The organism is Streptomyces sp. NPDC005262, assembly GCF_042872425.1.
Lineage (GTDB): Bacteria > Actinomycetota > Actinomycetes > Streptomycetales > Streptomycetaceae > Streptomyces.
Window position 1 is genome coordinate 442075 of sequence record NZ_JBIAKK010000001.1, and the last position, 18856, is coordinate 460930.

An 18856-nucleotide genomic window follows, 5' to 3' on the forward strand; every position below is an offset into this window, starting at 1 on the left:
GGCACCGCACCACGATCCCTCTTGCAGGGTGTGTCGCCCGCCCTCAGGTGACTTCCGTGACCGTCCCCTCCAGCACCGCTGGGGCCGGGCCCCCGTGGATGATCCCGAGGCGTTGTGTCGCCCGGGTCAGTGCGACGTACAGGTCGTTCAGACCGCGTGTCGACCGGGCCAGGATCTCCGTCGGATCGGCGATGAGCACCGCGTCGAACTCCAGTCCCTTCGCCTGGCGTACCCCCAGCACCACCACGCGGTTCTCCAGGTCGGGCTCGTCCCCGTACACCGCATCCGGGACCGACTCGGCGACCGCTGCGCCCAGTTCGTCACGGCGGGTGTCAGGGACGAGTACCGCGAGCCGACCGTCCTCCAGCGCGGCGGCCTCCTTGGCCGCCAGATCCGCAACAGTGCGCGCCAGCAGGCCGGGCTCGGTGCGCATGCGCCACGGCTCCACCCCTGTCTCCCGTACCGAGCGCGGCAGCTGGAGCCCGGGGCCGAGCGCCGCGAGGACCTCCGTGGTGGATGCCATGATCTCGGCGGGGGTGCGGTAGTTGACCGTGAGGGACACCTGCCGCCACCGGTCGCCGACGTGCGGGGCGAGCGCGGACGCCCACGATGAAGCACCCGCCTCGTCACCGGTCTGGGCGACGTCGCCGACCAGGGTCATGGAGCGGGTCGGGCAGCGCCTCATCAGCAGCCGCCAGGCCATCTGGGACAGTTCCTGCGCCTCGTCGACGATGATGTGCCCGAAGACCCAGCCCCGGTCGGCGAAGGCGCGTTCGGCGACGGTGCGGACCATACGTTCCTCGTGACGGTCGGCGAGCGTCTCGGCGTCGAGCATGCCCGTGAGGCTCTCCTCGTCCTCGCCGTCGCCTGCCGCGAGGTCGAGGACGCCCTGCGCGTACGCGACGCCCTCCGCCCGCTCGGCCGCGGCGGCGGCCTCGGCGGCACGGTTGTCCTGACCGAGCAGTTCGGCGGCCTCGTCGAGCAGCGGCACGTCGGCGACGGTCCAGCCGTCCCCCGGCGCCCGGTACAGCAACTCCCGTTCCGCATGGGTCAGTTCAGGTGCAGTCGAAGCCAGTCGCGCCCGGTCGCCGTACAGGTCGGCCAGCAGTTGCTGTGCGGTGAGCGGCGGCCACAGGGCGTCGAGCGCGGCCCGTACGTCGGTGTCGGTGGCGAGCATCCGCCGTACGTCGGCGATGTCCTGCGCCTCGGTCCGTTCCTGGGCGGCGGCCGAGTCCTCCTCGCCGAGCAGCCCCGGCAGGGCGTCCAGGTCGGCGCGTACGGCACGGTCGAGATCGGCCTCGGCCAGCACCTCGGCGATATCCGCCTCCAGCCGGTCGGCGAGGTGGCGGGTGTCCTCGACGGACCGCCGGGCCAGCGCGGCGACGATCTCGCGCCGGAAGACGGATGCGGCACTGTTGTGCGGCAGCCTGGTTGCGCGGGCGGCGTCGGCGGCGCGTACGCACTCCTCGTGGTCGAGGCGGACGACGTCCCCGTCGAACTCGACCTCCAGCCCGGTGCCCGCCGGCACCTGCCGGTCCCGGACCGCCGCCGCGATCACGGCCGCCATCTCCGTACGCCCCTTGAGCTCGGCGGTCTCCGACGGTTCGGTCCGGTCGGCGCGGACGCCCGGGAACAGCTCGCCGACGGTGGACAGCAGCACGCTGTTCTCGCCGAGACCGGGCAGCACCTGGCCGATGTACCCGATGAAGGTGGGGTTCGGTCCGACGACCAGCACGCCCCGGGAGGCCAGTTGCCGGTGCGTGTAGAGGAGATACGCGGCCCGGTGGAGCGCGACCGCGGTCTTGCCGGTGCCGGGGCCGCCCTGCACCACCAGGACCCCGCGGTGGTCGGAGCGGATGATCGCGTCCTGCTCGGCCTGGAGCGTGGCAACGATGTCGTGCATGCGGCCGGTGCGCCCGGCGTCGAGTGAGGCGAGCAGCGCGGCCTCGCCGGTCAGCTCACCGACCGGCACCCCGTCGCGGTCGAGAACCTCGTCGTCGAGCCGGACGACCCGGTCCCCGCGGGTGGTGATGTGGCGGCGTTTGCGGACGCCGTGCGGGGCGGCGGGCGTGGCGACGTAGAAGGGGCGTGCGGCGGGTGCGCGCCAGTCCAGCAGCAGCGGATCGTCGTCGGCGGACTCGGCGGGCAGTCCGACGCGCCCGATGTAGTGCCGATCGCCGTCCCGCAGATCGAGCCGCCCGAAGCAGAGCCCGTTCTCGGCGGCGTCGTACCGCGCGACCTGCCCGGCGTACCGGGCGGCGGCTGCCTCGCGCTCCAGCCGCCCCTGCCGGGTCCCGCCGGTCTCCCGGAGGACGCCGGTCAGCTGGTTCCGGGCATCGTCGCGGAGGGCCTCCACGCGGGCGCGGAGCATGTCGAGATGGTCCTGCTCGTGTGCGATCTCGGCTGTGGACAACGGTGCACTGACTCCCTGAGCGGTGGTGGGCGGCAGCCAAGGGTGCCCTACATCGGGACGGAAGGGGAGCCGCGCAGGTCCGGGGGTACGCCGGACCCGGATCCCCTTCCGCCCCGGCACCGGCTACCCGGGGTACCCCTGCCCGGCGATCCTGCGCACCGTGTGCAGCAGGTACTCCTTGCGGTTGAGCGGGTTGTGGTCGGTACGCGGACGGTCCGGGACCGTACCGACGACCGCCCGGTACGAGTCGAAGGCCGTCTCCAGGACGCCTTCGCCGCGCGTGAGCGCCGGAAGCTGTTGGTGCAGCTCATGGACCCGGGCCGCCGGAATCTCACCCTGCAGTACACACGACGCACCCTGCACGGCCGGTGTCCGCGGCACGGCGCGCAGACGCGCGAGTACGGGCAGGGCCGGGCCGAGTGTGTCCGCCGGGAGCTCCAGCCGGAACCGGTGCATCGGCTCGTACACCGTGGTACCGGCCTGTTGCAACGCGGCCATCAGGACCAGCGGTGTCAGATTGCGGAAATCCCCGGCCGTGCTCGACATGGATTTGTCGAATACGGCATGCGAATGGCTCTGCCGGGGCCAGTAACCGGAATGCGTCATCGTGACAATGCAATCGGTGACCTGCCAGCCGTGAATTCCCTGCCGCAGCGCCGAACGGACCGTTTCCTCGACCGCCCTCATCAATGAGAACGGCATGGATCCGAGCTCCACCTCCAGCCGGTATTCCACTCCGCTGCCGATCGGGGCCCGATCGACGCGCAGCCCGATGGTCGCCAGGAAGGGATTGTGCTCCGTGTCCCCGACCTCGAAAGCGGATCCGCTGCCCATCGGCCGTTCGACACAGATGGTGGTGGTCTCCCGGAAGGTGACGTCGATCCCGAATTCGTCGGCCAGCGTCGCCTGGATGACTTCCTTCTGCACCTCGCCGTAGAGCGACACGGACACTTCCTTCCGGATGTCGTCCTGGCGCAGATTGATCAGCGGGTCCTGTTCGGCGAGCTGGGCGAGTGCGAGATGAAGTTCACCCCGGCCGGCCGGAGCGCGGGGAACGACGACCGATTCGAGTGTCGGTGGGGCGAAGAAGCGGCCGGTCGTCGCGGTACCCGGCACACCGACCCAATCACCGATCCGAATGTCGCCGAGCCCCCGGAGCTTCCCGATCTGCCCCGCACGGACCGACGCGGCACGGACGGTGGAGCCCTGGTCGAAGACGCTGACGGCGGTGACCTTGCCGTCGTCGCGCCCGCCTCCCCCGCCCGGCACGTCGCTGTCACCGTGTCCGCCGTCCCGCCCGAACGGCAGCCGGTCGCGGGTCCGTACCGTTCCGGAGAACATCCGTACGTACGCGAACTTCTCGCCGCTCGAAGCGCGCTCGACCTTGAAGACGGTTCCCGAGACCGGTCCGTCGACGTCACCCTCGGCCGCGGGCAGCAGTTCTCTGATCCCACCGATCAGCGCGTCCACACCCGCCCCGGTGATGGCCGAGCCGAAGAAGACCGGATGGACGAGTGCCTGCCCGGTCTGCGCGACCAACGAGCTGCGGAGCGTGCTGTACGCGAGCGAAGGGCCACCGTCGACGTACGCGGCGAGAAGGGCGTCGTCGCGGTCGGCGAGCAGCTCGGTCAGCCGGGAGGTGAAGCCGGAGTCGGAGCCCGTGTACGGCGTGCAGCGGGCGCTCCGCGTCCCCAGCCCGTCGACCGCCCCCATCGCGACCACGTCCCGGGTCAGCTTCTCGGAGGCGGACCGCAGGAGGGACGCGTACTGTGCACCGCCGCGGTCGATCTTGTTCACGAAGATGAGCGTGGGAATCCGCAGTCGTTGCAGGGTCCGCATCAGCACGCGGGTCTGCGCCTGCACGCCCTCCACGGCGGACACGACCAGCACCGCGCCGTCGAGCACGCTCAGTACCCGTTCCACCTCGGCGATGAAGTCCGGGTGACCGGGTGTGTCGATCAGATTGACCGTGATGTCATCGATGGGAAATGAGACGACGGCCGACTTGATCGTAATGCCGCGCTGTCGTTCGAGCGCGAGAGAATCGGTCTGGGTGTTCCCGTCGTCGACGCTGCCGATCTCGTCGATGACCCCGGCCGCGTGGAGCAGCCGCTCGGTCAGGCTTGTCTTACCGGCGTCGACATGCGCCAGAATTCCCAGGTTCAGCATGTGCACGGAACTTCATGTCCTCAAGATCGGTGGCAATTTCCGTCTGAATGAACATGAGAGTTCCGCGCATGATCGTCTCCTGGTTCTCGATTGACCGATGGCCGGTCGGCCGATGAAAGGGAGTACAGCAGGAAGCCGCTCCGCCGGACAACTCATTTATGACCGGATTTCCAGCCGGAACCACCGGATGCCCCGATTTTCTGCGCGGATCGCGGGGCCGGAGGCCGGGGCGACGGCCCGACCAGAGGTCGCCCCGTGGTCACGCGGCCTCCAACTCACCCGACAGTCAGGCGAGTTCGAGTTCTTCGTACGGGCCCGCCCGGCTCCCGCCGGACGACCCGTCAGCATGAGGCGCAGTCAGCAAACGAGTGGGCCGGCGAGCCCCAAACCTCGGCGCCGCGTTGCATACAGTCCAATGGGTGATTATTCGCTTTTCGCCACCCGAAGAGACCACGCATTGGCTCCGACGCGGGGCTGCCTAATGGCGCGGAGCCACATTTCGATTGACGGTGGAACACGTCGCCACTGCGTCACACCGAGTCGACAGCCAGTCACTCCCGCAGTTGCGCCGAAAGGAACGTGTTCAGATGCGCTCTGCCCGCACCTTGTTCGCTTCGGCCGCCATCAGTGCGGTCCTGGCGATCACGACACCAGCCGCCTACGCGATGACCGTGGCCGACCGGGACGGCGAGGGCTCCTCCCACAGCAGCCACGACCACGGCCGTAGCGACAACCACGAGGGCCGTAACCACGAGAGCCGTGGCGACAACGGCGACGGCCGTGAAGGCGCCGACGCCGGCCGTAGCGACAACAACGGCGGTGGCCGTGACAGCGAAGACGGCGGCCGCGACAGCGAAGACCAGGGCCGTAGCGACAACGGGGACGGGGCCACGCTCCGCGGCGGCGTCAGCACCGGTGGTGGCGCCTTGGCCATGAAGGCGGACGGCGAAGACGACCACGGCCACAAGTCCGAACACGGCGGGAAGTCCGAACACGGCGAGAAGTCCGAACACGGCGAGAAGGGAGGCCACGGCGAGAAGGAAGGCCACGGCGAGAAGGGAGGCCACGGCGGCGAGAACGGCACTGCCTATGGCGAAGAGGACAGCACTGCCGACGGCGACGAGGACAGCACTGGATTCGTCGACGAGGACAGCAGCGGCTACCTCGACAAGCACGGTGACGAGGCCGTCGACGAGGACGGCAGCGAGGAGAGCAGCGAGGACGGCAGCAGCGGCTACCTCGAGAAGCACGGCGGCGACAAGAAGGGCAGCGGCTACCTCGAGAAGCACGGCGCCAAGGGCAGCCAAGGCAACGGCAGCATGCCCAGCGGTGGCATCCGCACCGGTGGCGGCGCCATGGCCATGGTCGTGTCCGACGAGGAGGGCTTCGGCGCCGAGGAGGGCAGCGGCGACGAGGGCAGCGGCTACCTCGAGAAGCACGGCGGCGGCAACGGCGAGACGCTGCGCGGCGGCGTCAACACCGGTGGTGGCGGAACGGCCACCACCGCCGGCAGCGGTCTGGCCGCCGGTTCGGCACTGCTGATCGGTGGGCTCGGCGTCGGTGCGTACAAGATGCGCCGCCGTCAGGCCACGGGCGGTGCGGTGGTCTGAACGAACTGAACGACCAGCGAGTTGCCCCATCTGTCGCGGTCGCCGTCCCTCGGGGCGGCGGCCGCGGCGGCTGCGTTTCCCGCCTCCACCGGCTGACCGCCCCACTGCCCGACCGACTGATGACGCACGGAAGAAAGGCACGCTCCGATGGCCGCCCCGCAGTCGTCCGATTCGACCCCCTCCGCATCCGGCACCGGCTCTTTCACCTTCGGCCGCACCCTGCTCTGGCCCGCAGCAGCAGCCGGACTGGGCCTGCTCATGATCTTCAACTCGTTCGGCACTGCGGAGGACAACAAGCCGCTGGCCGCCCCGTCGGTGGCACCTCCCGCTCCCGCCGCCGCCCCCGCCGCCCCTCCCGCTCCGTCGGCCGCCGCCTCCCCCAGCCCGACGGGGCTGTTCATGCCGCGTTCCAACCCGACGAAGCTTCAGATCCCGTCGATCGCGGTCAACGCACCCTTCACACCGCTGACCATCGGCGCGGGCGGGCACCTCAACGCCCCGCCGCCGAACGACACCAACCTGGTCGGCTGGTACAAGGGCGGGGTGACGCCCGGTGAGCGCGGCGCGGCGATCGTCGCCGGCCACGTCGACACGACGACCGGACCGGCGGTGTTCCTTCAGCTCCAGTTCGTGAAGCAAGGAGCCACGGTCGACATCACCAGGGCGGACGGCAGCGTCGCCACGTTCAAGGTCGACTCCGTCGAGAAGTTCAGCAAGGCGAACTTCCCCAACGACCTGGTGTACGCCGACACTCCGGACGCGCAGCTGCGACTGATCACCTGCGGCGGCACCTACGACAGGAAGGCCAAGGACTACAAGGACAACGTGGTGGTGTTCGCCCATCTCGACTCGACGAAGCGACCCTGAGCTAGCGGACTGTCTCCGTCCGCCCCAATTCCTTGAAGAAGTGATGACGGGTGTGACCGCCCGGAATCCCTCCGCCGCTGCCGGTCTCCAGATAGCCCTGCCGACGGTAGAAGCCGGGCGCCTGGAAGGACATCGACGAGACGATCATCGATGTGCAGCCGCGCGCCGCAGCCTCGTCCTCGGCGGCGCGCACCAGGCGGGCCCCCCAGCCCTGGTGACGCCGGTCGGCCCGCACCCAGACCTCCGATATCCCGGCACAACCGCCCCAGGTCCAGCCGACCAGCCCGGCCACCAGTTCGCCCGCATCGTCGGTGACCCGAACGGAGAGGCCCCGGTCGTCGTGGGCGCCGGTCGCATCGTTGTTGAATGCGGTCAGCTCTTCGCTCAGCCGGGTGGAGAGCACCGGGTCCTCCGCACCGACGCGCAGGGTCGCGTCCGCGCTGTGTCCAGTCGTCATGACGCATGAGTGTGCCAGCAGCACGGATCACGCGGAACCGAAATCTGTCCTGGTCGGGCCGGTGACAGAGCTGCCTCCCCGGTGCGGTCGTCGGTGGTCAGCCCAGGGCCTCAGCCAGAACGCCGGCCGTCCTGGCGACCAGGGGGTTGTCGGCGGGGGCGTCCCGATCGGGCTTCGTGGTCATCACGGCCAGGACGACCGGCGGGCGGCCGGGGGGCCAGGCGATGCCGGCGTTGTTGTTGCCCCCGTAGCTGCCGCCGGCGGTCTTGTCGGCGACGGTCCAGTCGGCGGGAAGCCCGGCGCGGAAGCGTTCTGCGCTGGTGGTGTTGGCGAGCAGCCAGCCGGTGAGCAGCCGGCGGTCGCGGGGAGCGAGTGCGTCTCCCAGGACGAGGCGCGCGTAGGTGCGTCCGACGGCACGAGGCGTGGTGGTGTCCGTCTCGCGCCATGGCTCCGCCGAGTTCAGCTCGGGCTCCCAGCGGTCGAGGCGGGTGACCGGGTCGCCGATGGAGCGGCAGAAGCGGGTGACGGCGCCGGGGCCGCCCAGTTCTCGGAGGAGGAGGTTGGCCGCGGTGTTGTCGCTGTGCGTGATGGAGTACGCGCACAGGTCGGCGACCGTCATCCCGCGGGAGATGTTCTCGGACCTGCCGGTGATCGGCGAGTTGCCCGAGGCCTCGACGTACTGAGCGGTGTAGCGGATACGGCGGGCCAGGAACTCGCCGTTGCGGTCCAGGTCGCGAAGGACCGCCGCCGCGCCGATGGTCTTGAACAGGGAGCACAGCGGGAAGCGCTCGTCCGGTCGGTACAAGATCGTGCGGCCCGTGGCGGTGTCATGGGCGTAGGCGCCGAGCCGGGCGGAGTGCTCCCGCTCCAGGGCGCGTAACTGACGAGCGGCCCGGGCCGCCGCGCCGGACTCTGTCGAGGAGATGTGCAGGGTTGCGGCGGCGTGCGCGGGAGACGACAGGGACACAGCGGCCAGGGCGGCCCCGGCCCCGGTGGCCAGGACCGTCCGACGGGTCGCACGGGCTCCGATGGATCGCACAGTCGTATGCCTTTCCTTCGTACGGCAGGACATCTGTCAGGACATCACCTCCCACCCCACTGGTTGCGACGACCGCATCAGCCGCCACTCGACACCCATGGCCGTCAACCGTTTGAAGCAGTGCCACTCCGCCGCGGCCGGACCGCCGGGTCCGGCAGGGCGACCGTCCCTCTCCCGTATCGACTCGATTCCGAGCGTGGCGGATAAATGTGTCGCCCCGGCCAGCCGGGGACCGTAGCCTCGCGCGCATGAAGCTGCTCTCCGTCAATGTCGGCAGGCCCCGGCCCAACCCGTGGAAGGGCCTCAGCGCGACAGGGATCGACAAGCGGCCGGTTCATGGTCCCGTCTCCGTCGTCGCCCCCGGCCCGAAGGGCACCGGCGCGGTCGGTCTCGTGGGCGACCGCGTGTATGACGTGAAGCACCACGGTGGTTCGGACCAGGCCGTCTACGCCTATGCCCGCGAGGATCTCGACGGGTGGCAGGCCGAGCTGGGCAGACCGCTTGCCGGCGGCACCTTCGGCGAGAACCTCACGACACTCGGCCTCGACGTCAACGGCGCCCTGATCGGTGAGCGCTGGCGCATCGGGCCGCACGTGGTCCTGGAGGTGTCGTGCGCCCGGATCCCGTGCGCCACGTTCCAGGGCCGGCTGGAGCGCGAGGGCTGGATCAAACGGTTCACGCAGGCCGCGCTGCCGGGCGCGTATCTGCGCGTGATCGAGCCGGGAGAGATCCGCGCCGACGATCCGGTCGAGATCGTGCACCGGCCCGGCCACGATGTGAGCGTGGCACTGTCCTTCCGCGCGATGACGCTCGAACCGGAACTGTTGCCGCGGCTGCTGGTCGCGGACGCGTTGCCGGAGGAGAGCAGAGAACTGATCCGAAGGCGTACGGCCGGGTAGCCGTCCTATGTCGGTGCGCCGCGGCGGAGTTGATCACTCTCGGAACTGCACGCCTCGTCACGGTGGACGATCCGCTGCCGGTCCGCCGCGGCTCACTTCCCGGCGGCCGGCCGTCGGGATCACGTCACGGCGGCCGGACCGGATCAGGGCGCCGGTTCCTCCGGCAGGGCCATGTACAGGTCGCGGAAGGCCGCGGTCAGGCTCGCGATCATCCGCCAGTACGTGAAGGCGACGGCGTCGGACGTGGCGCCGTCCGGCCGTACGGCGGGATCGAGGTTCCGGTAGGCGACACGGAACAGCGCCCGGACGCCGCCACGGCCCTCCTGGTCGTAGCCGTAGTCCTCGACGGCCATCAAGGTCCGCAGATGTCCGATCAGTTCACCGGTCCCCGTGTCGATCACGTCGCGTCGGGGACGTGTCGGGCCTTTCGCCAGCGCATGGTCGACGGCCCCGGCGATCGCGTCGATATCGATGCCGGGTCCGGCGACCGCGTGCTGAGGAGCGGCGTGAGGTTCGGTCCCGGTCACGGGTCCTCCTACCGGCGGCCGGGAGCACACCCGATTGCCTTCAGGTCTCCGAGGAATGGTGTTCCAAGGAGATCCCCATATGAACTTCCGCAGAAGGCAATTCGGAGTGCGGTCCGCTTACGGACGACCGGAAATTTCTGGCGCCCGATCGCCCCACTGCCGGTGCCGGTTGTCGCTACCGTGAGTTCATGACGGGAAAGACCGGCAACGCCGTACTGGCCGATCGTATGAATGCTGCGGGTCTGATGCAGCACGAACTCGCAGCCCGGCTCAATGAGCACATCGAGCGGCTGACCGGCAGGCCCGGAACCCTTCAGGACCGGCATATCCGGAACTACCTGACGGGAAGGACCCGTTGGCCGCACAGCCGTCAACGGCAGGCACTGGAGGCAGAATTCGGCTGCACGGCCGAAGAGCTCGGCTTCGTCCCCCGGCAGAGCTCCTCCCCGGCTGCCGTCCGAGCGACACCGGAGGATTCCGTGGAGCGACGAGCCTTCACCACCAGAGCCGCGGTGGTGGCCGCAGGGGTTGTCCTGCCCGCAGCGCGCAACACCATCGGCTTCAGCGACGTGCGACGCATCGACCAGGCCCTGGACGCTCTGTATCAGGAAGAGAACAAGCTCGGCGGCACCAGTCGTATCGAAGACCAGTTCCTGGGCTGGATGAACCATTCCCTGTCCCTGCTCAACAGCGGCCGCGCCTCGGCCCGCGTACGTTCCCTGCTCTATGCCACGGCCGCCAACGCGGCGAGCACCGCGGCATGGGCCGCTCTCGACTCGCACCACCAGCAGCGGGCCGCGCAGCATCTTGAGCGAGCTGTCACTCTGGCCGGCCTGTCCGGAGATCCGGAAGCCGTTCACCGGGCCTGGAACAATGTCGCCATGCTCGCGGGGCAGCGCGGACGAACCATCGAGGCCCTTCATGCCGCGCAGGCAGCGCGGGACTCGGGCATGGCGCGGCGCGATCCTCTGTACGCGTCCCACGCCCACGTCCGGATCGCCCTGTCCCACGCGCGCATCCGTGACAAACAGCCCGCACTGCGCGCCCTGGGCCACGCGGAGGACGCGCTCGCCCGCACCGATCCGGCCCATCGCCCCACCTGGCTCGCCTACTACGACAGGGCGGAGCTGCACGGTCTGGCCGGGATCGTTCACCAGCGGCTCGGCCGGCCCGAGCAGGCCGAAGCCCGCACCCATCAGGCACTCGCGCGGCTCAGCCCCGAGCTCACCCGGAACCGGGTCTACTACACCGCCCAACTCGCCCTCGCCCAGCTCGATCAGGACGACATCGAGGCGGCGTGCGCGACAGCCGACCGCGCGCTCACCACAGCCGGAACCGCGCCCGGAAGCCACCGCATCAGCAGTCTCCTCGACGACTTCCGCCGTCGGCTGACCGCGCACCCCGCGCCCCTCGCACGGGACTGGCTGCGGCACACGGTGAAGGAGACGGCCGGATGACCCTCGATCTGCGGCACTGCACGGACAGCGAGCTGCCGGGCATCCGACACGTCCTCCTGGACGTGTATGCGGAGGTGTACGCCGGTCAACTGCACGTGCCGTTCACCAGTCTCGAGCGTTTCGATCAACGACTGACGAATCACTCCAGAGGCACCGGCTGGGAAGCGGTGATCGGCTATACCGGAACCGAACCCGTCGGCTACGCCTACGCCGCGCCCTTACCCGAGGACGCCCGCTGGTGGACACACATGACCACCCCCCTGCCCGCAGGTTTCACGGAGGAGACCGGGTCACGCACGCTCGCCCTGTTCGAGTTGATGGTGCGCGAGCCGTGGCGGGACACGGGCGCCGCACACGCCATTCATGAGGAACTGCTCAGCCGCCGCACCGAGCAACGGGTCACGCTGCTGTGCGAGCGGGGGCACTCCAGGGTCAAGGCGCTCTACGAGACGTGGGGATACGTCCACATGGGCGACCAGCGGCCTTTTCCCGACAGCCCGCTGTTCGCCGTCATGGTGCGCGCCCTCCGCTAAGGGCTGTCCCGTGGGCCCGCGTGAGCGGTCGGTCAATGCGGCAGGACCATCCAGCGCCGGCCGTCGAGGAGTTCTCGTGCCGCGTCCAGGTGGCCCGCGTGGCAGGCGGTTTCGGTGATGACGTGCAGCAGAACGTCCCGGAGGTTGTGCAGGTGCGGTTCGCCGAAGAGGTGGTGCGGCCACCAGGCCAGGCCGGTCTCCGCGGCTGTGGCGGCGATGACGGCATCTGCGAGGTCCGTCTCGTGGCGGTACCGTCCGAGGACGTCGGCTGCCGTCAGATCGGGACTCACCTGCCAGGCGTCGTCGCTGTCGTCCAGGGCTCGGATGACGCCCTTCTCACCGGCGACGACGGCGCGGAACCAGAACCGTTCGACGTCCAGCGCAAGGTGCTGCACGAGTCCCAGACAGTTCCATCCCGACGGCAGCACGGCCTGCCGCAGCGCATCCGCGTCCAGCCCGTCGAGGATTCCCACGATGTGGCGTCGCTGCCCGTCCAGTGCTCCGAGCAGCGCCCTGATCTCGCCGTCCGGTGGCGCTCCGGCGGTCACTTCGCGATCTCCCAGATGTGGCCACCGGGGTCGCGGAAGCTGGCGGTCCGGATTCCCCAGGGACGGTCCAGCGGCCCGTTCAGCAGCGTCACGCCTCGTGCGGTCAGTTCCTCGCACATCGCGTCCACGTCGTCCACGGCAAGGGTGAGCTGGAAGCGGGATCCGGCGTCGGGCGACGCGACGCGGGCGGGCTCGATCAGCTCGTGCGCCTCGGTGGTCCTCAGCAGGTTGATGAGGGTGTCCCCGAAGCCGAATACAGCGGAGTTGTCGTCCTCGAAGATCACCGGCAGCGCGAAGACCTCCCGGTAGAAACGCTTTGTGGTGTCCAGGTCCTCGACGAACAGGGTGAGGGCGGCGATGCCCCTGGGCCACGCAGGATCGCTTGTCTTGTCGGTCACGGTTACCGAGGATCTCCGAATCGGGGGGGCCGTGTACAGGGGGCGGCCGGCCCGGGTCGCCCCGTCCCTACCCGCGGGGCCTGATTCGGGGCCGCTACAGCCAGCCCTTCTCGCTCGCGATCCGTACCGCCTCCGCCCTGTTCCGCGCCGCCATCTTCTGGATCGCCGTGGACAGGTAGTTGCGGACCGTGCCCTGCGAGAGATGGAGCGCGGTGGCGATCTCCGCGTTGGTGGAGCCGTCGGCCGCCGTACGCAGGACATCGCGCTCGCGTTCGGTCAGTGGGCTCGCCCCGTCGGCGAGCGCGGCCGCCGCCAGCGTCGGGTCGATGACGCGTTCGCCGGCGAGCACCTTGCGTACCGCTGCCGCGAGTTGGGCGGCGGGGGCGTCCTTCACCAGGAAGGCGTCCGCGCCCGACTCCATCGCGCGGCGCAGATAGCCGGGGCGGCCGAACGTCGTGACGACGACGACCTTCACGGCCGGGAGTTCGCTCCGCAGAAGTGCCGCCGCTTCGATTCCGGTCATGCCCGGCATCTCGATGTCGAGGAGCGCGACGTCGACGGCGTGCTCGCGGGCCGCGGCGAGCACCTCGTCACCGCGGGCGACCTGGGCCACCACCTCGATGTCGGGTTCCAGACCGAGCAGCGCCGCGAGGGCCTCGCGCACCATGGACTGGTCCTCGGCGAGGAGGAGTCTGATCATGCTCATTCCCCGGATCCTAGGCCGGATCCGAGCGGAACACTGAGGGTGAGGGTAAAGCCTTTACCGGATGCGGAGTTGGTGGGGCGGGTGGCCATCGTGCCGTCGACCGTGGCGAGCCGTTCGGTGATGCCGGTGAGGCCGTTGCCCGGCTTCGTACCGGAGCCGCCCCGGCCGTCGTCCGCCACCGTGAGTTCCAGGATCCGACCGCCGAGGGTCTGGCGGGGAGCGAGGGTGACCGTGCAGCGGCGGGCGCCGCTGTGGCGTACGACATTGGTGACGGCTTCCCGCAGCGCCCAGGCGAGGACTTCCTCCGGCTTCTCGGGGAGGTCGTCGGGGGCATCCGTCGGGACGTCGGCGGTGATGCCGGCGGCGGCGAGTGCGGTACGGGCTCCGGCCAGTTCGCCGGGGAGCGTCGGCCGCCGGTAGCCGGTGACAGCACTGCGTACGTCCACAAGGGCCTGCCGGCTGACCTGTTCGATGTCGGCGACCTGTAGCGCCGCCTGGTCGGGGTGGTCGGGGAGCATCCGTCCGGCCAGCTCGCTCTTGAGCGTGATCAGGGAGAGCGAGTGGCCGAGCAGGTCGTGCAGATCGCGGGCGAGCCGCAGCCGCTCCTCGTTGGCGGCGAGCTGGGCGACGGTGGCGCGGGCCTCGCGCAGCTCGATGGTCGTACGGATCATCTGCCGTACGCCGGTCATCGCGAACCCGCCGAGGAGTGCGGGGACGACCAGGGCGGTGATGATCTCGCGCGGGTGGTCGCCGGTCAGGCCGATGCCGACGAGCACGGCGGTGACGGCGGGGATCAGCCAGCCGGCGGTCCGCAGGGGCAGGGTGGCCCCGACGGTGACGGAGACGTACACGAAGAGGACCAGCCACGGGGTGCCCAGCGTCAGGGAGAGGGCGACGGCCAGGGCGCCGAGGAAGGCGATCGTCGTGCCGACCCGGCGACGGTCCAGCGCCTTCGACGTGTGGCGGAAGACGAGGACCAGGTACGTCCCGACGAAGACCACCAGGCCGAGGGCGCCCAGAGCGGTGGCCCACGGCGTATGGTCGCCGTCGAGGAGGTCCTTGACCGGGGCGCTCATGAACGCCAGCCAGATGCCGATCCAGAGCAGCTTGACGCCCACCTGGCGGCGGTTGGTCGGCGGGCGCCCGATCCCTACGAACGTCGCGTCGTCGTTCACGCCTTGAGGGTGTCCTTCCGGTAGAGCCAGGCCGCGCCACCCGCGAAGAGCAGGAAGTAGACGCAGAGGATGCCGACGTCCTTGGCGTGCGGCGAGCCACCCATCTCGACGGCCTGGCCGAGTGAAGCGTACGCGTGGGTGGGCAGCCACTCGGAGATGTTCTGGAGCCACTGCGGGAAGGTCGCGCTGGGCATCCACAGGCCGCCGAGGATCGACAGCGCGAAGTAGATGATCATGGTGATCGGGCGGACCGCGTCGCCGCTGGCGACGTAGCCGATGGCGACCCCGAGCGCGGCGAAGACGAGCGAACCGGCCCAGATGACCCCGACCAGCGCGAACCACTGCCAGGCGTCCATCCGCACGTGCTTGACGGCGGCGGCGACCAGGAAGACGACCACGATGCACGGCAGGGTGACCATCGCGGCGCTGGCGATCTTCGCCAGGACGTAGCCGCGGCTGGGCAGTGCGGTCAGGCGCAGCTGACGGACCCAGCCCTTCTCACGCTCCTTGGCGATGCGCTCGCTGTTGCCCATCAGTACGGCGGTCAGCGCGCCGAACGAGGCCATCGAGACCATGAAGAAGGCCTGCAGCGTCAGGTCGGTGTGCGGGACCTTGTCGGTGGTGTTCTGCGTGCCGGAGATCAGCAGGTAGATCACCGACGGGTAGATGATCGAGAAGAACATGAACTTCTTGTTCCGCAGGGTGCGGGTCACTTCGAGCCTGATCAGTGTCCACGAGAAGAGATTCATCATGCGGTCCTGGCCTCCTCGGCCTCGGTGATGGCGACGAAGGCCTGCTCCAGGCCGAGTCCTGCGACTTCGAGTTCGCGCGGGTAGAGGCCGAGCGCGTAGACCGCGTGGACGGTCGCGTCGGCGTTGTGCGACTGGATACGAACCCTGTTGCCGCTGATGTCGAACGTGGACAGGAACGGCAGGTCACGCAGGGCCGCTTCGTCGATCGGGGCTTCCAGCTCGAAGGAGATCCGGCGGGCCCCGGCCTTCGCCTTGATCGCGGCCGCGGTGCCGTCCGCGAGGAGCCGGCCCTTGTGGAGGACGAGGACGCGGTCCGCGATCGCATCGGCTTCTTCGAGGTAGTGCGTGGCGAACAGGACGGTACGGCCCTGCTCGGCCTGTTCGCGCATGGTGGCCCAGAAGGCCTGGCGGGCGGTGACGTCCATGCCGGTGGTCGGTTCGTCGAGGACGATCAGGTCGTTGGCCCCGGCGGTGGCGAGCGCGAACCGTACGCGCTGCTCCTGGCCGCCGGAGAGCTTGTTGACCATCCGGTCGGCGATCGACGCGATGCCCGCGCGGGCCAGGACGTCGGAGACCGGGTACGGGCGGGGGTGCAGATGGCAGACGAGCCGGACGATCTCCTCGACCGTGACGTCCTCCATCAGGCCGCCGCTCTGCAGCATCGCGCCGACCCGGCCCCGGGCGATCGCCTCCTGCGGGGACGTGCCGAAGAGCCGGACCGTGCCGGAGTCCGCGGTGCGCAGACCGAGGAGCAGATCGAGGGTGGAGGACTTTCCGGCGCCGTTGGGGCCGAGGAGCGCCACGGTCTCGCCGGGGTGCAGGTCGAGGGAGAGTCCGTCGACGGCACGCACGTCCCCGTATGCCTTGCTGACCTGGTCGAAGCTGACCACAGCCGCTTGCGCGGTGGTGGCTTCGGTGGCTGTCGTTGTCATGCGCCCAGCCTGGCGGAGCGGGGTGTCCGACCGGCAGGGTCACGGGTCGTGAATCGGGGATGACAGATGTCATGCCGGACGCGTGACACCGCCGGTGCGCCGCCCTCGTGGCGTACGCACGGCACCGCCCCCGGCCGGAGGTCCGGGCGGGGGCGGTGCCGTGCGTACTGCGGCGGTACGGGTGGTGCTATCCGTTGCCGTCGAGGGCGATCGTGGCGGTGCGCTCGGCGGGGGTCTTGCCGAGCAGCGCGGTCTGCATGGCATGCGCCACGTCGTCCGCACTGAGCTGGTGCTTCTTGCCGTCACCCTTGGTGATCATGATGCCGTCGAAGACACCGTCGCAGAGGGTGTCGATCGCGGTCTTGTTGTAGACCTCGACCAGCCGACCGTTGATCGCCTTCATGGACAGGATCTGCGGCAGCGACTTCGCGGGGCCGAACTGGATCTGCTTGGGCCCGGCCTTGATGGTGATCAGGCCGGACATCGCGGGCTTCGCGAAGTCGTTCATGGCCCGGTCCAGTTCGGCCTGGTCGATGGTGGGCTCGCGGGTGGCGACCGGCAGTTCGACCGTGGCCGGCTTGCCGGTCTGCACCTGGGCGCGGTACGCGTCCCGGACCGAGATCATCGACCGGTTGACGTCCAGTGCCTTGCCCACCTTGCCGGGGACCTCGACGGCCTTGCCCGGCTCGAACTTGATCGTGCCGTCGTGGGCGGAGCCGGAGGCACCCGCCAGATCGGTCAGCGCGACGCCGAGCTTCTCCTCGTCGACCGGGATCACCGGGTCGGCCTTCCGCTCGCCGCCGAAGAGGGAGCCGATCACCGACACCGGGTTGTAGTCGCTGCCCGCGGCATCGCGCACGGTCTCCTGGCTGTCCAGCGAGAGACCGGCCTTCTCCGGGGCCAGTTGCGTGTTCTTGCCGTCCACGGACAGCTGGAGGGAGGCCTTGGCGCGTTCGCCGAGCGCCGCGTCCAGCCTGGCGACGGCCTGCTCCTTCGTGCCGCCGCCGATGTCGACGCCGAGGACGGTGGTGCCCTTGGGGACCTCGGAGTGGTTCATCAGCAGGCCCGCGCCGTACGCGACTCCGGCCAGACCGACGACTCCCGCGCAGAGCAGGACCAGCTTGGAGCGGCCCTTCTTCACGGGGGCCGGGGCAGGGCGGGCGGCGGCGGGTGCCGGGGCACCGGGGCGAACCGGTCCACCCGGCCCACCCGGTCCGGTACCCATCGGGCTGCCCGGGAGACCGGGCGTCAGGCCGGGACCGGGCACGCCCGGACCACCCGGGCCACCGGGAGCGCCCGGCCGCGCGAACGGCGACGGGGCGGACGGCGAGCGGTGGTCCGGCGGGACGACCGGGATGCCACTGGTGAGCGTGTCCCCGGAGACATTGCCCCCGGCACCGGAGCCCGGCGCCGCGAACTGCGGCGTCAGGACGGCCGTGTCGTCGGACATCCGCGGGGGCACGCCACCGGGAGCACCGGGACCGGACACGCCGGACGGGCCACCGGGGCGGCCGGCGAATCCGTCCGTCCCACCGAGGTTCGGGGTGAGCGGCGAGGCACCCGTGACCGGACCGGTGGTGGCACCGGACGGGCCCGGTGTACGCACGCCGAGGTTCGGCGTGGCGCGCGGCCCGGGAATCTCGTCCCCGCCGAACTCGTCACGGGCACCGGGGCGGGGCGCCCCCTGGTCGCCCGCGCGCTGCGGACCCTCCGAGAAGTACGGAAGGTCGGCGCGCGGCGGGGGCGGTCCGACGGGTCCGGCAGATCTACCGGCGTCCACGTCCGCACCGGCACCCGCGCCCGGGCCACCGCCGGCCGGTGCACCCGCGCCGCCGACCACCGACGTGTTCGTCGGAGCCTTGCGCGGGGCGAACCAGTCGCTGCCGCTCTTCCCTCTGGAGGGCTTGTCGGCGGCCGGTTCCGCGGCCGCCGCTCCGTCCCGCGCCTCGTCGGCCGGTTCACCCTGTGCACCCGGTGCGCCGGTGGATGCGGGCCCGCCCGGGCGCGGCGTGCTGCCTGTGCGCTCACGCGAGGCGTCCGCGTCCGCGTCGCTCATCGGCGTACGCATGACGACCGGCGGGATGGGGCGCGAGCCGGGGATGTTGATCCGGATGCGCGTCGTCAGTGTCGTCTCGGTCCTCGGCTCTTCGGGCTGAGGCGCATCCGCAGACTCCGGGGACTCCTCAGGGGCGTCCTGCGAAGGGTGCAGCGACGGATACTGGCGTGATCCGTACGGCGGCGTACCCGACGGGTACGCGGCTCCCCCGCGCCCCTGGGGCCCGGAGGACGAACTGTCAGTTTCACGACTCAAAGCAGGTTCTCCCGATTGGCTCCGCCGCCCGTACTTCCCCCATGCCGCAGGCCAGGGGACGGC

17 protein-coding genes are annotated in these 18856 nt (G+C 70.3%); 5 read left to right on the top strand and 12 right to left on the bottom strand.

Annotation, left to right across the window (positions count from 1 at the left end):
- Positions 1 to 43: 43 nt before the first annotated feature.
- Positions 44 to 2413 (bottom strand): HelD family protein, encoded by a 2370-nt coding sequence (locus ACFYP5_RS01910; protein WP_389029231.1) that lies wholly within the window; start codon positions 2411 to 2413, stop codon positions 44 to 46.
- Between the two features lie 123 nt (positions 2414 to 2536).
- Positions 2537 to 4588 carry a GTP-binding protein gene (locus ACFYP5_RS01915; RefSeq protein ID WP_389029234.1) on the bottom strand — a complete coding sequence of 684 codons (2052 nt, stop codon included), beginning with the start codon at positions 4586 to 4588 and terminating at the stop codon, positions 2537 to 2539.
- 581 nt (positions 4589 to 5169) lie between these two features.
- Between ACFYP5_RS01915 and ACFYP5_RS01920 the strand changes: the two genes are divergently transcribed.
- Both ACFYP5_RS01920 and ACFYP5_RS01925 read left to right on the top strand, forming a co-directional pair.
- Complete coding sequence (locus ACFYP5_RS01920) at positions 5170 to 6192, top strand: hypothetical protein (protein ID WP_389029237.1); 1023 nt, start codon at positions 5170 to 5172, stop codon at positions 6190 to 6192.
- A gap of 147 nt (positions 6193 to 6339) precedes the next feature.
- The gene (locus ACFYP5_RS01925; RefSeq protein WP_356670810.1) at positions 6340 to 7059 is read left to right on the top strand and encodes a class F sortase; all 720 of its coding nucleotides are present in this window, start codon (positions 6340 to 6342) and stop codon (positions 7057 to 7059) included.
- A gap of 1 nt (position 7060) precedes the next feature.
- Here the strand turns inward: ACFYP5_RS01925 and ACFYP5_RS01930 are convergent, their stop codons facing one another.
- Positions 7061 to 7516, bottom strand: a complete 456-nt coding sequence (locus ACFYP5_RS01930; RefSeq protein ID WP_389029240.1) for a GNAT family N-acetyltransferase — start codon at positions 7514 to 7516, stop codon at positions 7061 to 7063.
- A gap of 97 nt (positions 7517 to 7613) precedes the next feature.
- Entirely contained in the window at positions 7614 to 8588 is a 975-nt protein-coding gene (gene bla, locus ACFYP5_RS01935; protein WP_389029243.1) for a class A beta-lactamase, read from the bottom strand.
- A 215-nt stretch (positions 8589 to 8803) separates the two neighbouring features.
- Between bla and ACFYP5_RS01940 the strand changes: the two genes are divergently transcribed.
- Positions 8804 to 9454, top strand: a complete 651-nt coding sequence (locus ACFYP5_RS01940) for an MOSC domain-containing protein (protein WP_389029246.1) — start codon at positions 8804 to 8806, stop codon at positions 9452 to 9454.
- 143 nt (positions 9455 to 9597) lie between these two features.
- On the opposite strand, the gene ACFYP5_RS01945 is transcribed toward ACFYP5_RS01940, so the two are convergent.
- On the bottom strand, positions 9598 to 9981 hold the full coding sequence (locus tag ACFYP5_RS01945; RefSeq protein WP_389029248.1) for a hypothetical protein: 384 nt from the start codon (positions 9979 to 9981) through the stop codon (positions 9598 to 9600).
- A gap of 188 nt (positions 9982 to 10169) precedes the next feature.
- Here ACFYP5_RS01945 and ACFYP5_RS01950 point away from each other — a divergent pair, with 188 nt between their 5' ends.
- Together ACFYP5_RS01950 and ACFYP5_RS01955 are read left to right on the top strand one after the other, a co-directional pair.
- Positions 10170 to 11438: an XRE family transcriptional regulator gene (locus tag ACFYP5_RS01950; RefSeq protein WP_389029251.1), complete on the top strand. Its 1269-nt coding sequence runs from the start codon at positions 10170 to 10172 to the stop codon at positions 11436 to 11438.
- A complete protein-coding gene (locus ACFYP5_RS01955) occupies positions 11435 to 11971 on the top strand; it encodes an N-acetyltransferase (protein ID WP_389029253.1) in 537 nt (178 codons plus the stop codon). Before ACFYP5_RS01950 ends, ACFYP5_RS01955 begins: the two co-directional genes overlap by 4 nt.
- A gap of 32 nt (positions 11972 to 12003) precedes the next feature.
- Here the strand turns inward: ACFYP5_RS01955 and ACFYP5_RS01960 are convergent, their stop codons facing one another.
- From ACFYP5_RS01960 to ACFYP5_RS01990, 7 genes are all read right to left on the bottom strand, one after another.
- A complete protein-coding gene (locus tag ACFYP5_RS01960; protein ID WP_389029256.1) occupies positions 12004 to 12519 on the bottom strand; it encodes a DUF664 domain-containing protein in 516 nt (171 codons plus the stop codon).
- Positions 12516 to 12917 (bottom strand): VOC family protein, encoded by a 402-nt coding sequence (locus ACFYP5_RS01965; RefSeq protein ID WP_389029259.1) that lies wholly within the window; start codon positions 12915 to 12917, stop codon positions 12516 to 12518. Before ACFYP5_RS01965 ends, ACFYP5_RS01960 begins: the two co-directional genes overlap by 4 nt.
- A gap of 94 nt (positions 12918 to 13011) precedes the next feature.
- Positions 13012 to 13623 (bottom strand): DNA-binding response regulator, encoded by a 612-nt coding sequence (locus ACFYP5_RS01970; protein ID WP_389029262.1) that lies wholly within the window; start codon positions 13621 to 13623, stop codon positions 13012 to 13014.
- The gene (locus ACFYP5_RS01975; protein ID WP_389029265.1) at positions 13620 to 14798 is read right to left on the bottom strand and encodes a sensor histidine kinase; all 1179 of its coding nucleotides are present in this window, start codon (positions 14796 to 14798) and stop codon (positions 13620 to 13622) included. Before ACFYP5_RS01975 ends, ACFYP5_RS01970 begins: the two co-directional genes overlap by 4 nt.
- Complete coding sequence (locus ACFYP5_RS01980; protein ID WP_389029268.1) at positions 14795 to 15550, bottom strand: ABC transporter permease; 756 nt, start codon at positions 15548 to 15550, stop codon at positions 14795 to 14797. The genes ACFYP5_RS01975 and ACFYP5_RS01980 overlap by 4 nt, the downstream gene beginning before the upstream one ends.
- A complete protein-coding gene (locus ACFYP5_RS01985; protein WP_389029271.1) occupies positions 15547 to 16482 on the bottom strand; it encodes an ABC transporter ATP-binding protein in 936 nt (311 codons plus the stop codon). The genes ACFYP5_RS01980 and ACFYP5_RS01985 overlap by 4 nt, the downstream gene beginning before the upstream one ends.
- Before the next feature lie 187 nt (positions 16483 to 16669).
- On the bottom strand, positions 16670 to 18793 hold the full coding sequence (locus ACFYP5_RS01990) for a hypothetical protein (protein ID WP_389029274.1): 2124 nt from the start codon (positions 18791 to 18793) through the stop codon (positions 16670 to 16672).
- Between the last annotated feature and the right edge of the window lie 63 nt (positions 18794 to 18856).

Excerpts from the sequence above, each read along its gene's own strand:
- ACFYP5_RS01930 (WP_389029240.1), bottom strand. The coding sequence starts at position 7,516 with ATGACGACTGGACACAGCGCGGACGCGACCCTGCGCGTCGGTGCGGAG.
- ACFYP5_RS01980 (WP_389029268.1), bottom strand. The coding sequence starts at position 15,550 with ATGATGAATCTCTTCTCGTGGACACTGATCAGGCTCGAAGTGACCCGC.
- ACFYP5_RS01970 (WP_389029262.1), bottom strand. The coding sequence starts at position 13,623 with ATGAGCATGATCAGACTCCTCCTCGCCGAGGACCAGTCCATGGTGCGC.
- ACFYP5_RS01950 (WP_389029251.1), top strand. The coding sequence starts at position 10,170 with ATGACGGGAAAGACCGGCAACGCCGTACTGGCCGATCGTATGAATGCT.
- ACFYP5_RS01920 (WP_389029237.1), top strand. The coding sequence starts at position 5,170 with ATGCGCTCTGCCCGCACCTTGTTCGCTTCGGCCGCCATCAGTGCGGTC.
- bla (WP_389029243.1), bottom strand. The coding sequence starts at position 8,588 with ATGTCCTGCCGTACGAAGGAAAGGCATACGACTGTGCGATCCATCGGA.
- ACFYP5_RS01955 (WP_389029253.1), top strand. The coding sequence starts at position 11,435 with ATGACCCTCGATCTGCGGCACTGCACGGACAGCGAGCTGCCGGGCATC.
- ACFYP5_RS01985 (WP_389029271.1), bottom strand. The coding sequence starts at position 16,482 with ATGACAACGACAGCCACCGAAGCCACCACCGCGCAAGCGGCTGTGGTC.
- ACFYP5_RS01925 (WP_356670810.1), top strand. The coding sequence starts at position 6,340 with ATGGCCGCCCCGCAGTCGTCCGATTCGACCCCCTCCGCATCCGGCACC.
- ACFYP5_RS01940 (WP_389029246.1), top strand. The coding sequence starts at position 8,804 with ATGAAGCTGCTCTCCGTCAATGTCGGCAGGCCCCGGCCCAACCCGTGG.